Below are 13,965 nucleotides of genomic sequence, written 5' to 3' on the forward strand. Positions count from 1 at the left end.
GGCGACCTCCATGTCTGCAGGTGATAGAAGTTTGTTTCTGTTAGGCCGCCGCGCGCATCAGGCAGCAATTGGAGTTGGCCGCCTGCGGCAGCCTCGTCCGCTCGTCGCAGGCTTGCTGGATGATGCGAAAGCGCGTGCCGCCTGCTTCGTTCGGTTCGATCCGGAAGATGACGAGGCTCTCGCGAAATGGCGGTTCGGAATCGCGAAGCCGGTACCGCACCTCTTCGCCCGCAATCGATGATTCCGGCTCGGCGCCCGCAAGGTCGCAATCTGGCAGCCAACGCTCGCGCAATTCAGGAATGGTCACGGCGCGCCAGACTTTTGTCGGCGGTGCATCGAAATCGAATTCGAGCACCAGCTTCGTGTCGGAACGATCGGGCTTCGCGGCGTCGCTCATTGATCCATGTCCTTCAAGAGGTCTGCGAGTGCGTCCATGCGCTTCGGCCAATAGGCGCGGTAGCGCGCAAGCCATGCCCCGATCGCGACGATTCCGTCGGGATCGACTTCGTAATTCACAAAGCGGCCCTGCCGCTGTTCGCGCACGAGACCAGCCGCGCGCAGCACCGCGAGATGCTGCGACATCGCCGGCTGGCTGATCTCCAATCCGTCGCGCAAGGCGCTGGCGTTCAGGCTGCCGCCAGCGAGCTTCTCAAAGACCTTGCGGCGCGTCGGGTCGGCAAGTGCCTTGAAGATGTCGGCTTCGAGCATGGCAACACATAAGCATGCGCTTATGTATTGTGCAAGCCCCTACTGAAGCGCTTCGCCGTGCTGCGAGATATCCAGCCCTTCGAGCTCGTGCTCACGGGATACGCGCAACGGGACGAACAGGCCGACCAGCTTGAGCAGGACGAAGCTTACGCCTGCCGACCAGACGAAGGTGACGGCGATCCCGTAGAGCTGGATCAGCAGCTGCTGCGGGTGGTTTTCGAACAGGCCGGCGGTGCCGCCGATCGCGCTGGTGGCGAACACGCCGGCGAGCAGGGTGCCGGTCAGCCCGCCGATGCCGTGGACGCCGAACACGTCGAGCGAATCGTCATATTTGAACCGGTGCTTGAGCCAGGTGCAGGCCCAGTAGCAAACCGCACCGGCGATGATGCCGATGACGATGCCGTGCCAGGGCGCCACAAATCCGGAGGCCGGCGTGATGGTGCCGAGGCCCGCGACCGCGCCGGAGATCATGCCGAGCACCGAGGGCCTGCGCCGGGTCGACCATTCGATCGCGGCCCAGGTCAGCGCGCCGGCGCAGGCGGCAAGATGCGTCGCGATGATCGCCATCACCGCACGCGAATTGGCGGCGCCCGCCGAGCCGCCGTTGAAGCCGAACCAGCCGACCCACAACAGGCCGGTGCCGATCACCGCGAGCGAGAGATCGAACGGCGAGAGATTTTCGCTGCCGTAGCCGTGGCGGGGTCCCATCACCTTCGCCGCGACGAGGCCGGCCGTGCCGGCCGACAGATGGACCACGAGACCGCCGGCGAAATCCAGGACGCCCATGCTGGCGAGGAAACCGCCGCCCCACACCCAATGCGCCAGCGGAATGTAGACGAAGATGAACCAGGCGACGGAGAACAGGAGATAGGCGGAGAATCGCATGCGATCGGCGACCGCGCCCGCGACCAGCGCCACCGTGATGATCGCAAACGTCATCTGATACAGCATGAAGAGCGCTTCCGGGATCGTCTTGGCCGCCGGGTTGACGCTGTCCATGGTCATGCCCGCGAGGAACCAGCGGTCGAGCGTGCCGATCCACGGGCCGTCGCCGACGAAGCACAGCGAATAGCCGAACGCGACCCAGAGGATCGAGATCAGCGCCACCGCGGCGAGGCTCTGCGCCATGGTCGCGAGCACGTTCTTCTTCCGCACCATGCCGGAGTAGAATAGCGCAAGCCCCGGGATCGTCATCATCAGCACCAGCGCGGTGGCGGCGATCATCCAGGCGGTGTCGGCGGAGCTGATGTCGGAGCCTGCCGCGTGCGCGGGCGATGCCATCACCGACGCAAACCCGATCGGCGCAGCCATGGCAGCTGCGCGGCGCAAATATCCCGCCATGTCATTTCCCCCAGCATAGAAATTACGTCGCACGCTGTTGCGTCGTTGCCCGGTGCGATCGACGAAGACTCGGTCTGTTAGAGCGCGTCGCTGTCGGTTTCGCCGGTGCGGATGCGCAGCGCGTGGTCGATCGGCGTGACGAAGATCTTGCCGTCACCGATCTGGCCGGTGCGCGCGGTCGCGGTAATCACGCTGACCGCCTTGTCGGCGACGTCGGAGGCGACCGCGATCTCGATGCGCAGCTTCGGCAGGAAGTTCACGACGTATTCGGCGCCGCGATAGATCTCGGTGTGGCCCTTCTGCCGGCCATAGCCCTTGACCTCGGTCACGGTCATGCCGTGGACGCCGATCGCCGTCAGGGCCTGGCGGACCTCATCGAGCTTGAAGGGTTTGATGATCGCGACGACGAGTTTCATGGTCAGGCCTATTCCCCGGGATGCGCCGCGCCGTATGTCCCCGGCGCAGCGTCAATCTGGCATCATTCCGGGCAAATGGCACAAAAAACTTGCAGGTTGAAGCGGAAAAACGTTTGGCCGTGTGAACGGCCGCCTCTGTACAGGGCAGCCGCTCATCATTCACAATGCATTTTTGGCATGGATGCGGTGAACCCAGATATCCCGGCCGGTACATAAGTATGTTGAGGGGGACGCTATATGGCGAGTTGGTTCTACGCATCCGAGGGCAAGCAGCAGGGGCCCTTTCCGGACGGGCAATTTCGCGATCTCGTCGCCCAAGGCATCGTGCGCCCGGACACTCTGGTCTGGACCGAGGGCATGGCCGGCTGGCAGAAGGCCGCGGAAATTCCCGGCCTGATTGGCGGCGGCGCGCCGCCGATGGTTCCGGCGGGCGGCCCGCCGATGATGGGCGGAAGTGGTTATGGCGGTGCTGGCGGCTACGCTGCGGCTGGCAGCGGCGGATCGCTTTCGGTCGATTTCGGCATCCTCGAGTTCACCTGGCGCAGCATCGTCTTGCTGATCGGAATGATCTTCGTCATTCCGGCGCCGTGGGCGTTCGTCTGGTACACGAGATGGATCGTGTCCTGCGTGAAGGTCCCCGGACGGCCGAACCTCAGCTTCACCGGCAATGCGATGACGATCGTGGCGTGGTATTTCGGCTTCATCGCTCTTGCCATCGCACTCGCTTTCATCGGCAGCGAGATCCTGAGCAATCTGCTGTTCATCGTGCAGATCGTTCTCTACTGGCTCCTGATCAAATGGATGGTCGCGAACCTCGCCTCCAACGATCAGCCGCTGGGCTTGAGCTTCACGGGCTCGATCTGGGCCTATATCGGCTGGAGCCTGCTGTTCGCGATCTCGATCATCACTATCATCGGTTGGGCCTGGGTCGCCGCGGCGCAGATGCGCTGGTTCTGCCGCAGCGTCGAAGGCACGCGGCGCGAGATCGTCTTCAAGGGCAGCGGTCTCGACATCCTCTGGCGTGGCATCGTGGCTGCAATCCTGTGCAGCCTCATCATCCCGATCCCGTGGGTGTATCGCTGGATCATGAACTGGTTCGCCTCGCAAACCGAGCTCGTGCCGCGAGGCTCCGTCGGAGCCTGACCCGAATGGCGCCAGGCGCGACGGATCGCGCCTGGCGCCATCAGGACTTCCGCTCGCGCACGGAGCCTTCCTGCGCGACCGATGCGACCAGGGTGCCGTCCGGCTTGAAGATCGAGCCGCGGGTCAGGCCGCGGCCGCCACGCGCGCTCGGCGAATCCTGCGCGTAGAGTAGCCATTCGTCGGCGCGGAACGGGCGGTGAAACCACATCGCATGGTCGAGGCTTGCCGGCATCATGCGCTTGTCGAACAGCGTGCGGCCATAGCGCGCCATGATTGCGTCCAGCAGCGAGAAGTCCGACGCGTAGGCGAGCGCGCACATGTGCAGCGCCGGATCGTCCGGCAGCGTCGCCGCGGTCTTGATCCAGACGTGAATGCGGCCGTCGTCGATCTTCTGACCGAAATAACGGCCAAGCTCGACCGGACGCAGCTCGATCGGACGGTCGGATTCGTAATAGCGGCGGATGAAGTCCGGCATCTCCTTGAACATCGGCTGCTTCGCCACCTCCTCCGCCGTCAGCTTTTCCGGCGGCGGCACGTCGGGCATCTTGTCCTGGTGGTCGAACGCGCTTTCTTCCTCGGCGTGGAACGACACCATGATCGAGAAGATCGCATTGCCGTGCTGGATCGCGGTGACGCGGCGCGTGGAATAGCTCTTGCCGTCGCGCAGGCGCTCGACCTGGTAGATGATCGGGATCTGCGGGTCGCCCGGCAGGACGAAATAGCAATGCAGCGAATGCGGCAGCCGTCCCTCGACGGTGCGGCAGGCGGCCACCATCGCCTGCCCGATCACCTGGCCGCCAAAGACCCGCTGCCAGCTCGTCTTCGGGCTGTTGCCGCGGAACAGGTTCACCTCGAGCTGCTCGAGGTCGAGGATCGAAATGAGGTCGATCAGGCTTTTGGACATGGAATGAACTTTCTCGCCGTCATCCCGGTTAACCTTCCGGCATGACACAGTCGGGCCGTTCCGCCCTCGTTTCACCGCACTGTTTCGCCCACCTCAAGTCTGCTAGCAAGACCAGGAATTGACCGGGAAAGTCGGGTATGTCGGTACAGGGTAGCATTGTCATTGGCGGCGGCGCGTTTGCGGGGCTGGCGCTGGCGCTGGCGCTGCGCCAGGGGCTCGGCCCGGAGATTCCCGTCGTCGTCGCCGATCCCGCGCTCGCCACGCGTCCAAGCCGCGACCCGCGCGCCACTGCGATCGTGGCCGCTTGCCGCCGTCTGTTCGAGGCCATCGGCGCCTGGGACGACGTCAGGGGCGAGGTCCAGCCGATCCTCGACATGGTCGTCACCGATTCCAGGCTGGAGGACGCCACCCGCCCGGTGTTCCTGAATTTTGCCGGCGATGTCGCCCCGGGCGAGCCCTTCGCGCATATGGTCGAGAACCGCCGCCTGATCGATGCGCTGGTGGCGCGCGCGGAGGCCGCGGGCATCGATCTTCGCGCCACCACCGTATCGTCTTACGACGCCCGTCCCGAAGGCATCGATGTGACGCTTGGCGACGGCAGCGTGATCGCGGCGAGCCTGCTGGTCGCTGCCGATGGCGCCCGCTCCAGGCTGCGTGAGCGCGCCGGCATTGCCACCCATGGCTGGGAATACGATCAGTCCGGCATCGTCGTCACCGTCGGTCACGAGCGCGATCACCAGGGCCGCGCCGAGGAACACTTCCTGCCTGCGGGCCCCTTCGCGATCCTGCCGCTCTCGGGCAAGCGCTCTTCGCTGGTGTGGACCGAGCGCCGCAGCGAGGCGGCGCGCATCATCGCGCTGAGCGAAGACGAGTTTCACGGCGAGCTCGAACAGCGCTTCGGTCTGCATCTCGGCGAGATCAAGGCGCTCGACAAGCCGCGCGCGTTTCCGCTGTCCTATTTCGTCGCGCGCTCGTTCATCGCCGAGCGTCTCGCGCTGGTCGGCGATTCCGCCCATGTCATCCACCCCATCGCCGGCCAGGGCCTCAACATGGGACTGAAGGATGTCGCGGCATTGGCCGAGGTCGTCGTCGATGCCGCGCGGCTCGGCATGGATCTCGGCGGCGCCGACGTGCTCGAACGCTATCAGCGCTGGCGCCGGTTCGACACCATGGCCATGGGCGTTGCCACCAACTCGCTGAACTTCCTGTTTTCCAATGAGTCGACGCTGCTGCGCACGGTGCGCGATATCGGCCTCGGTCTCGTCGACCGCGCTCCGCCGCTGAAGAACCTCTTCATCCGCCAGGCCGCCGGTTTGACCGGTGAAGTGCCGCGCTTGCTGAAGGGCGAGGCGTTGTAGCTCTCGCTGACGCTACAAGCTCCGTCGTCGTCCCGGCGAAAGCCGGGACCGATACGCCGCAGCAATCGTTTAGCGATGACTCGGAGTTACCGGCTCGCCCGATAACCACTCTCTGTGGTTATGGGTCCCGGCTTTCGCCGGGACGACAGCGAATGTGTTGCGCCGTCATCGCGCAACGACGCCTATCCTCAATCGATCTTCCGGGCCTCTTCCGGCAGCATGATCGGGATGCCGTCGCGGATGGGATAAGCGAGCTTGGCACTGCGCGAGATCAGCTCCTGCTTTGCAGCATCGAACTCCAGCGGGCCCTTGGTCAGCGGGCAGACCAGAATCTCCAGCAATTTGGGATCGACGCTGGCTTCGGGGCGTTCAGTGGGCGTGTTCATTCTCAACTCTCCGGCAGTCGCCAAGGCCTGTAGCACAGATGTCCCGGCGGTGTCGCTATCCGGCGGGGGCCGAAACCATGGACGAGATCTCGTCGAGCAGTGTCTCCAACCGCGCCGTGGGCAGCGCCGTTCCCGAAAGCGCAAAGCCGAGGAAAGTCCAGTACAGGATCTGCGCACGCGCCTGCGAAGCGGCCGGCGCAAGGCCGCGCCGGCCGAGCATGTCCTCGATATAATCGAGTCTTCGGCGATCGATCGCGCGCACCGCGGCTTGCGCCGCCGGCTCGAACGCGGCCCAGTTGCGCACGGCTCGCTCGAGGTCGAGCTTTGCACTGAAGGTCCGGCGCAGCAGCGACTGCAGCGGATCGCCCCGCTCGGCCTCGACATCGGCGATGATCCGCTCGGCTGCGATCTCGCGCCAGCGCTTCAGCAAGGCCGCGTGGAAGGCGCCGAGATCGGCAAAATGCCAATAGAAGCTTCCGCGCGACACGCCCATGGCCTTGGCGAGCGGATCGGCCTTCAACGCCGTGAAGCCGCTTCTGGCGAGCGCCTTCAGGCCCTCCTTGATCCAGTCCTCGGCGGATAGCTGTTCGGTCATGTTCGGTTCCCCAAATTCGACCATACACTAGTGTATTGACAGGCGGCGAGCCAGCGCCTATCTCACCATACATAGATGTATGGACAGAGTTCAGGGAATTTGGCGATGCGCGATCTCTTGCTCCAGTGTGCCGGCGTCCTGACCATCGCCGTGGCCCTCATCCATGGCATTCTCGGCGAGACCAAGGTTTTCGCGCGCGCTCGCATCGAGCCGGAACGGCTCCGTACCCTGATCCGCCTGGTCTGGCAGGCATCGACCGTGGCCTGGATCGGCGGGGGTGTGCTCCTGATCGGGGTGCCCTGGATGGGATCGGAGCCGGCACGCCACTGGATCGTCGTCACCATGGCCTGTGTGTTCGGCTTCTCCGCCTTCGCCAACGCATGGGCCACGCGCGGCCGCCACTTCGGCTGGATGGCGCTGAGTGCCGTCGTCGTGATGACGGTCGCCGGCTACTGAGTGTCGCAACGACGAGCCACCCATTCTATCGGAGCGCTGTCATGGAAAATCGCGTATCGCTGACCGTCGAGGAAGGTGTGGCTCATGTCCGGCTCAATCGTCCGGACAAGATGAATGCGCTCGACCCCGCGATGTTCGAGGCGATCATCGATGCCGGCACGAAGCTTGATGCGCGCAGGGACGTCCGCGCTGTGGTCCTATCGGGCGAAGGGCGCGCGTTCTGCGCGGGCCTCGACCTGGACCGCCTTCTCGCCACCGCGAATGGCGAGCCGCTGATCCCTTCGATCGACCTGACGCGCCGGACCCACGGCATTGCCAATTATGCCCAGCGCCTCGTCTGGCTCTGGCGCGAGCTGCCGATGCCGGTGATCGCCGCGGTCCACGGCGTTGCCTTCGGCGGCGGCTTCCAGCTCGCGCTGGGGGCTGACCTGCGCTATCTCGCGCCCGGGACAAAGCTTGCGATCATCGAGGCCAAATGGGGCCTCGTGCCCGACATGTGCGGCACGCAGCTGATGCGCCACCTCGCCCGCGCGGACGCCGTGCGTGAGCTGACCTATACCGGGCGCGTCTTTTCGGCCGAGGAAGCGCTTGCCTACGGCTTCGCCACACGGCTTGCCGATGATCCGGTGGCTGCCGCGCTTGCGACCGCGCGCGAAATTGCGGGCCGTAGTCCCGATGCCATCCGTGCAGCCAAGCGCTTGCTGAATCTGTCCGCGGCTTCCGGCGCGGCGACCGGTCTTGCCGCGGAGACCGCTGAACAGGCCGCGCTGCTTGGTACGCCCAATCATATCGAGGCAGTCAGAAGCAACCTCGAGGACCGCACGCCGCGATGGAGCCACGCATGAGCGAGCCGCCCGGATTCGACCTGCAAGCACTCTACTCGGTCAACGAATCCGCGGCGTTCAATCGCTTTGCAGGCATCGAAGTCGTCGCGGCCGGCGGCGGCGGGGTGACCATCCGCATGAACTGGCGCAACGACTTGACCCAATATTCCGGACATCTTCACGCCGGCCTGATCGCGGCCCTGCTCGATACTGCCTGTGGCTTCGCTGCAGCGACGCTCGTGGGCGCGGTCACCGCGTCGCATTTTTCGATGAACTGCCTGAAGCCGGCCATTGGGCGTTCCTTCGTCGCCAAGGGAACGACCCTCCGCGCCGGGCGCAGGCAGGTGTTCGCCCGCGCCGAGCTCTTTGCGGTCGATGAGAAGGACGATCTGACGCTGGTCGCGACCGGCGAGACCGTGCTCGTTCCCACCGGCGCGCCGCCGCGCAGGATCGCCGGGAGTTGAAGCATGGCTCTGACACTCGTTACCGGAGGCACAGGTCATCTCGGCCGGGACATCGTCGATCGCCTGTCGCGAGCCGGGCATCGCGTCCGGGTGTTTGCGCGATCGTCCGGCGCTCGGACCGACGTTGAATGGGCAATCGGTGATCTCGCCACAGGTACCGGACTGCGGGAAGCGCTGCGTGACGTCGACTTGGTTATCAATGCAGCGACCTATTCGCCGATCGCGCGGCGTGGAGGTATCCGCCCGATCGACTTCTTCAGGTCGCCTTCCGCGGTCGATGTCGAAGGCACGGCGCGACTGCTGTCGCTCAGTGGGGAGGCCGGGGTACGGCACTTCCTGCACATCTCGATCGTTGGTCTCGACGAAGCAACATTGCCCTACGCGCGGGTCAAGCTCGCCGGCGAAAGGCTGGTACGCGCATCCGCACTGCCCTGGTCCGTCGTTCGCGCGATGCCGTTCTATTATCTGCTCGACAAGCTGCTTTCGGGTCTCGGTTGGCTTCCAGTGTGGCCGGTGCCGACGACGCGGTTCAATCCCGTCGATACCTCTGATGTCGCCGACCACATCATGAATTGCGCGTTCGACGGGCAGCGCGGTGAACGCGCGGAGATCGGCGGCCCCGAAACTCTCGATCTCGCCGCCCTTGCCCGCGAATATCAGAATGCAAGAGGACTGCACCGAACAATCCTGCCGATCGATCTTTCGGAGGCGAAGGCACGCGGCATGGGCTTTGTCGTCAGCGAGGGAGTACGGGGAGATCTGACCTGGGCTGATTGGCTGCGGCGCCGATATCCGGAGGCGCGAAGTGCAGCCTAGGGGCAACCGGCGAGGCCGATGGGCCATCTTCCAACCGTGAGGCGTAAGGCCGCAGTGGCGCTCCTGAGCCGGTGCATCCGAAGAGCGCTGATCTCTTCACGATCTTAGAATGAATCTAAAATCGGTCATCCCCGAAGCGGATTGACTTCATCACCGCCTTTGCTTCCTTCGGCTGCGCTTCGCGCTGAGCACACAGCGCGCACGACAGAGGAGGAGACGTTCGTGAAGGTCATTCGAGTTGTTGCCATTGCACTGACGGTCGGGATTGGCATGGGATCAGCGGCCATGGCCGACGGTTTCAAGAACTGCACCAAGCTCGACAAGGCGTCGTGGAAGCCGGCCAGCGAGGCCGAAGCCAAGGCCAAGGCGGCCGGTTATGAGGTGCGGCGTTCCAAGATCGAAGGCTCCTGCTACGAGGTCTACGGCGTCAAGGAAGGCAAGCTCTACGAGTTGTTCTACAGCCCCGAAGATCTCAGCCTGAAGCACACGATCGCCAAGTAAAACTGCGGCGCGTAAACTGCGGCAAGTGAGCCCCAGGGCGAAACGGGCTTGATGGAACAAGCGGTGCGACAAACGCGCGGGGCGTCCGACGGGAGCCCCGCGAATCGTACGGTTTCGCGGACGGTCGCGGTCTGGGATCTCCCGCTGCGCCTCTGGCACTGGCTTCTCGCGATCTCGGTTCTGATCGCCTGGTTCACACCGCCCGCCTATGACGGACTTCACCGTATCGTCGGCTATACGGTCATCGGCCTTCTCGCCTTCCGCCTGATCTGGGGCTTCATGGGAAGCCGCTATTCGCGTTTCCGCATGGTCGGCGTCAGACTGCGCGCCGCACCATATTATCTCTGGAATCTGCGCCGCGGCATCACCGGCCGCTATATCGGGCTCAACCCCGCCGGCACCGTGATGCTGGTGGCGCTGCTGTCCTCGCTGATCGTCTCCACGATCACGGGCGCGATGTCGGTGACCGTCACCTTCTTCGGGGTCTGGTGGGTCGAAGACACCCACCATTATTCGTCGGATGCCGTCATCATCCTGGTCGTGCTGCACGTGCTCGGCGTCCTGCTGATGGGGATCCTGCAGCGTGAGAATTTGATCCGCGCGATGTTCAGCGGCCGCAAGCACATTCGCAATCGCCCCTAGTCGTTGCTGTTCGCGGCAGACATTGCTTGCCCCACCGGTGCGACCTCAACCGCAAACGTTCCCGACATTGAATTGCGCGAGCGGCGTTAACGCGCCGGTAAGCATGCAATCAGGCGTTGTACGAAATTAATGCGAAGAACGCTTGGCCCGTCCACGATCGACCACATTGACGATGGAGCGTTATTGCATGTTCCGCGTTTTTTCCTGCCTTACTGTCGAGCACGATTGGCGACTCGTGCTGCTCGCCGGCCTGGTCTGCTTCGTCGCGAGCATTGTCGCGGTCAGCATCTTCCATCGCGCGATCGCGGCGCGCGCAAGGACACGCTCGATCTGGATCGCGATTGCCGGTGCCGCCATCGGATATGGAATCTGGGCGACGCATTTCGTCGCCATGCTGGCCTACGAGCCCGGCGTTACGACCGGCTACGGTATCGCGCTGACCGCGCTTTCGCTTGCCACCGCAATGCTTCTGACGTCGGGGGGCTTCGTCGTTGCGGTCGGCGATTGCGGCCGGTGGCGCGCGGGCGCAGGCGGCGTCATCATCGGCGGCGGCATTGCCAGCATGCATTATCTCGGAATGTGGGCACTCGAAGTGCCGGGCCGCGTCGCATGGTCGCTGGACCTCGTGATCGTCTCGGTCATGCTCGGCATGTGCCTCGGCTATGCCGCCCTCGCCGTCGCGATCAAGTACCAGGATTACTGGGGCACCCTGACGGCGGCCGTTCTGCTGACGCTTGCTATCGTGTCGCATCACTTCACGGCCATGGGCGCCGTGCAGATCGTTCCAGATCCGACGCATCCGACCGATACGATGTCGCTCTCGCCGGCTTACCTGGCTCTTGCCATCGCTGGCGTGGCGCTATCCATCCTTGGGATGAGCCTGATCGGCGTCATGGCCGACCGCCGCCTGGCAACCCGAACCAGCAAATTCGAGGAGATCATCAGCCAGCTTTCGACCGCCCGGCAGCAGCTCGAAGGTTCGCAAAGAGAATTGCAGGAACAGAAGTTCAGGCTGGACACCGCGATCAACAACATGGTCGAGGGTCTTTGCATGTTTGATGCCGAGAAGCGGCTCGTCGTCTGCAACGAGCGCTATGCCCGGCTCTATCAGCTGCCGCCGGAATTGCTGAGGACGGGAACATCGCATGCCGACATCATCAGGCATCGTATCACGACGGGAATCCTCAAGGGCGATTCGAGCGAGAGCGCTGCCGCGCGGTTCAGCTCGAAACTCGCCGCGTTGCCGTTCGATGCCGTCTCCAGCAGAATTGACGAGTTTGCGGATGGTCGACTGATCTGCGTGACACGACAGCCGATGGCCGGCGGCGGATGGGTCGCCACGCATCTCGATGTCACCGAACAACGCCGCTCCGAGGCGAAGATCGTTCATATGGCGCAGCACGATGCGCTGACCGATCTGCCAAATCGCGTCCTGCTCAGGGAGCGGATGGAGCATGCCATCGCCGTGACGCGCAACGGCGGCGTCGATCTCGCCGTGCTCATGCTCGACCTCGATCGCTTCAAGGAAGTCAACGACACGCTTGGACATCCGGCGGGGGATTCGCTGCTGCGCGCCGTCGCTGCCCGGCTGCGCGAATGCACCACGGAAACCGCGTTGATCGCCCGGCTGGGCGGCGACGAGTTCGCGGTGATCGATTACGTGACCAGCCCGGCCGTGGAGGCCGCCGCCCTTGCCGAGAGCATCAGAAAGGCGCTTTGCGAGCCCTTCGACCTCGGCGATCACCGGGTCACCGTCGGCACCAGCATCGGCATTGCCATCGCGCCGCGCGATGGCAATGATTCCGACGTGATCATGAAGAGCGCCGATCTCGCCCTCTACTCGGCCAAGAGCGGTGGGCGCGGTGCATTCCGTTTCTTCGAGCCGGAGCTGGACGAGTTCATGCATGCGCGCCGCAACCTCGAGCGCGACATGCGGGATGCGCTTGCCGGCCGTCAGTTCGAGCTCCACTACCAACCGTTCGTCGGCGCCGCGACGGGCAAGACCGAGGGGTTCGAGGCCCTGCTGCGCTGGCATCACCCGCAACAAGGTCTGGTGATGCCGGACGAGTTCATCCCGCTTGCGGAGGAGACCGGCCTGATCGTGCCGATCGGAGAATGGGTCTTGAGGACGGCCTGCGCAGAAGCCGCCAAATGGCCTGCGCATGTCAGGATCGCGATCAACCTGTCTCCCGCTCAATTCAGGAGCAAGGAGCTCGTTCCGGTCGTCATCGGCGCGCTCGCGAGTTCGGGGGTTGCGGCGCACAGGCTCGAGCTCGAGGTGACCGAGACGGTGATCATGCATGATAGCGAAGCTGTTTTCGCAGCACTCGGTGAGCTGCGCGAGCTTGGTGTGCGTATCGCCCTGGACGATTTCGGCACGGGCTATTCCTCGCTGAGCTTTCTGCAGAGATTCCCGTTCGACAAGATCAAGATCGACCGAAGTTTCGTCAACGAGCTATCCGGCGCGGGAGCAGAGGCGCGCCATCTCGCGCAATCGGTGGTTCGTTTCGCGGTCAGCCTCGGCAAGACCACGACCGCCGAAGGCGTCGAAACGAAGGAGCAGCTGGACATCCTCCGTGAAGAGGGCTGCGTCGAGACCCAGGGTTACTATTTCAGCCGGCCGATGCCTGCATCCGACATCGACAGGATGCTGCGGCGGGGTGCCGGAGCAGTCGTCTGCGCTGCTTGAGCAGCCGGGCCGTCACTGCAGCGGCGGGTCGCCGCTGGTGCGTTTCTTGGCGAGGTCCATCTCGGTGACCGCGATCAGGATCTCGGCACGGGTCTTCAAGTCAGGCGCCTCCAGCATGGCCTGCTTCTCGGCGGGGCCATAGGGCGACATCATCGCCAGCGCGTTGACCAGCGCCTCGTTGGGCGCGCTCTCGACGCCTTCCCAGTCGACCTTGAGATTGTTGGCTTTCAAAAAATCCGCCAGCACCACGAGCAGCGCTTCGCGATCGACCTCGTCCTCGCCCATGCGCGCGGTGAAATCGTCGACGAAGGTGAAGAAATCCACCTTGCACTGCCGGTAAGCGGTGAGCACCTCGAGCTCCTCGACCACCTTGAAGCGCGAGACGCCGGTGAGCTCGAGGATGTAGCGGCCGTCGCCGGACTCGGCGAGCTGGGTGATGCGGCCGACGCAGCCGACGCGAAACAGCGCCGGCTTGTCGGAATTCTTCGGCGAATGCGCGACATCGGGCTGGATCATGCCGATCAGGCGATGGCCGTCGCGGAGGGAATCGTCGACCATCGAAAGGTAACGCGGCTCGAAGATGTTGAGCGGCATCTGCCCGCGGGGCAGCAGCAGCGCTCCCGGCAGCGGAAACACCGGAATGATCTCCGGCAGGTCGGCGGGGCCGCGATATTCGATATTGATCGGCATCTGCCCGGTCCCCCTGGCGTTGCCAGCACGCC

At 64.3% G+C, this 13,965-nt stretch carries 17 protein-coding genes; 9 read left to right on the forward strand and 8 right to left on the reverse strand.

Annotation, left to right across the window (positions count from 1 at the left end; all coding sequences use genetic code 11):
* Nucleotides 1-40: 40 nt before the first annotated feature.
* The 4 genes from HAP40_RS01140 to HAP40_RS01155 form a co-directional block, all read right to left on the reverse strand.
* Entirely contained in the window at nt 41-397 is a 357-nt protein-coding gene (locus HAP40_RS01140; RefSeq protein WP_166811556.1) for an SRPBCC family protein, read from the reverse strand.
* The gene (locus HAP40_RS01145) at nt 394-708 is read right to left on the reverse strand and encodes an ArsR/SmtB family transcription factor (RefSeq protein ID WP_166811555.1); all 315 of its coding nucleotides are present in this window, start codon (nt 706-708) and stop codon (nt 394-396) included. Before HAP40_RS01145 ends, HAP40_RS01140 begins: the two co-directional genes overlap by 4 nt.
* 39 nt (nt 709-747) lie before the next feature.
* Nucleotides 748-2,049, reverse strand: a complete 1,302-nt coding sequence (locus tag HAP40_RS01150; protein WP_166811553.1) for an ammonium transporter — start codon at nt 2,047-2,049, stop codon at nt 748-750.
* 77 nt (nt 2,050-2,126) lie between these two features.
* Nucleotides 2,127-2,465, reverse strand: coding sequence for a P-II family nitrogen regulator (locus HAP40_RS01155; protein ID WP_028176997.1), 339 nt, complete (start codon nt 2,463-2,465; stop codon nt 2,127-2,129).
* Between the two features lie 237 nt (nt 2,466-2,702).
* Between HAP40_RS01155 and HAP40_RS01160 the strand changes: the two genes are divergently transcribed.
* Nucleotides 2,703-3,608, forward strand: coding sequence for a DUF4339 domain-containing protein (locus HAP40_RS01160; protein WP_166811551.1), 906 nt, complete (start codon nt 2,703-2,705; stop codon nt 3,606-3,608).
* A gap of 40 nt (nt 3,609-3,648) precedes the next feature.
* Here HAP40_RS01160 and tesB read toward each other — a convergent pair whose 3' ends face one another.
* Nucleotides 3,649-4,512 carry an acyl-CoA thioesterase II gene (gene tesB, locus HAP40_RS01165; protein WP_166811549.1) on the reverse strand — a complete coding sequence of 288 codons (864 nt, stop codon included), beginning with the start codon at nt 4,510-4,512 and terminating at the stop codon, nt 3,649-3,651.
* A 137-nt stretch (nt 4,513-4,649) separates the two neighbouring features.
* Between tesB and HAP40_RS01170 the strand changes: the two genes are divergently transcribed.
* A complete protein-coding gene (locus tag HAP40_RS01170; RefSeq protein ID WP_166811548.1) occupies nt 4,650-5,870 on the forward strand; it encodes a ubiquinone biosynthesis hydroxylase in 1,221 nt (406 codons plus the stop codon).
* Nucleotides 5,871-6,058: 188 nt separating this feature from the next.
* Here HAP40_RS01170 and HAP40_RS01175 read toward each other — a convergent pair whose 3' ends face one another.
* Nucleotides 6,059-6,256, reverse strand: a complete 198-nt coding sequence (locus HAP40_RS01175; RefSeq protein WP_166811546.1) for a Trm112 family protein — start codon at nt 6,254-6,256, stop codon at nt 6,059-6,061.
* A gap of 55 nt (nt 6,257-6,311) precedes the next feature.
* Nucleotides 6,312-6,851, reverse strand: a complete 540-nt coding sequence (locus HAP40_RS01180; protein WP_166811544.1) for a TetR/AcrR family transcriptional regulator — start codon at nt 6,849-6,851, stop codon at nt 6,312-6,314.
* Nucleotides 6,852-6,956: 105 nt separating this feature from the next.
* On the opposite strand from HAP40_RS01180, the gene HAP40_RS01185 reads away from it, so the two are divergent.
* From HAP40_RS01185 to HAP40_RS01215, 7 genes are all read left to right on the forward strand, one after another.
* Nucleotides 6,957-7,307, forward strand: a complete 351-nt coding sequence (locus HAP40_RS01185; RefSeq protein WP_166811542.1) for a hypothetical protein — start codon at nt 6,957-6,959, stop codon at nt 7,305-7,307.
* Nucleotides 7,308-7,348: 41 nt separating this feature from the next.
* On the forward strand, nt 7,349-8,152 hold the full coding sequence (locus HAP40_RS01190; protein WP_166811540.1) for a crotonase/enoyl-CoA hydratase family protein: 804 nt from the start codon (nt 7,349-7,351) through the stop codon (nt 8,150-8,152).
* Complete coding sequence (locus HAP40_RS01195) at nt 8,149-8,595, forward strand: PaaI family thioesterase (RefSeq protein WP_166811538.1); 447 nt, start codon at nt 8,149-8,151, stop codon at nt 8,593-8,595. The genes HAP40_RS01190 and HAP40_RS01195 overlap by 4 nt, the downstream gene beginning before the upstream one ends.
* 3 nt (nt 8,596-8,598) lie before the next feature.
* Complete coding sequence (locus tag HAP40_RS01200; protein WP_166811536.1) at nt 8,599-9,411, forward strand: SDR family oxidoreductase; 813 nt, start codon at nt 8,599-8,601, stop codon at nt 9,409-9,411.
* A gap of 222 nt (nt 9,412-9,633) precedes the next feature.
* Complete coding sequence (locus tag HAP40_RS01205) at nt 9,634-9,912, forward strand: PepSY domain-containing protein (RefSeq protein WP_166811534.1); 279 nt, start codon at nt 9,634-9,636, stop codon at nt 9,910-9,912.
* A 51-nt stretch (nt 9,913-9,963) separates the two neighbouring features.
* Nucleotides 9,964-10,554, forward strand: coding sequence for a cytochrome b/b6 domain-containing protein (locus HAP40_RS01210; protein ID WP_166811532.1), 591 nt, complete (start codon nt 9,964-9,966; stop codon nt 10,552-10,554).
* A gap of 187 nt (nt 10,555-10,741) precedes the next feature.
* On the forward strand, nt 10,742-13,243 hold the full coding sequence (locus HAP40_RS01215) for an EAL domain-containing protein (RefSeq protein ID WP_166811530.1): 2,502 nt from the start codon (nt 10,742-10,744) through the stop codon (nt 13,241-13,243).
* A 12-nt stretch (nt 13,244-13,255) separates the two neighbouring features.
* On the opposite strand, the gene HAP40_RS01220 is transcribed toward HAP40_RS01215, so the two are convergent.
* Entirely contained in the window at nt 13,256-13,933 is a 678-nt protein-coding gene (locus HAP40_RS01220; RefSeq protein ID WP_166811528.1) for an LON peptidase substrate-binding domain-containing protein, read from the reverse strand.
* Between the last annotated feature and the right edge of the window lie 32 nt (nt 13,934-13,965).

It is taken from the genome of Bradyrhizobium sp. 1(2017) (assembly GCF_011602485.2).
Taxonomy (GTDB): Bacteria; Pseudomonadota; Alphaproteobacteria; order Rhizobiales; family Xanthobacteraceae; genus Bradyrhizobium.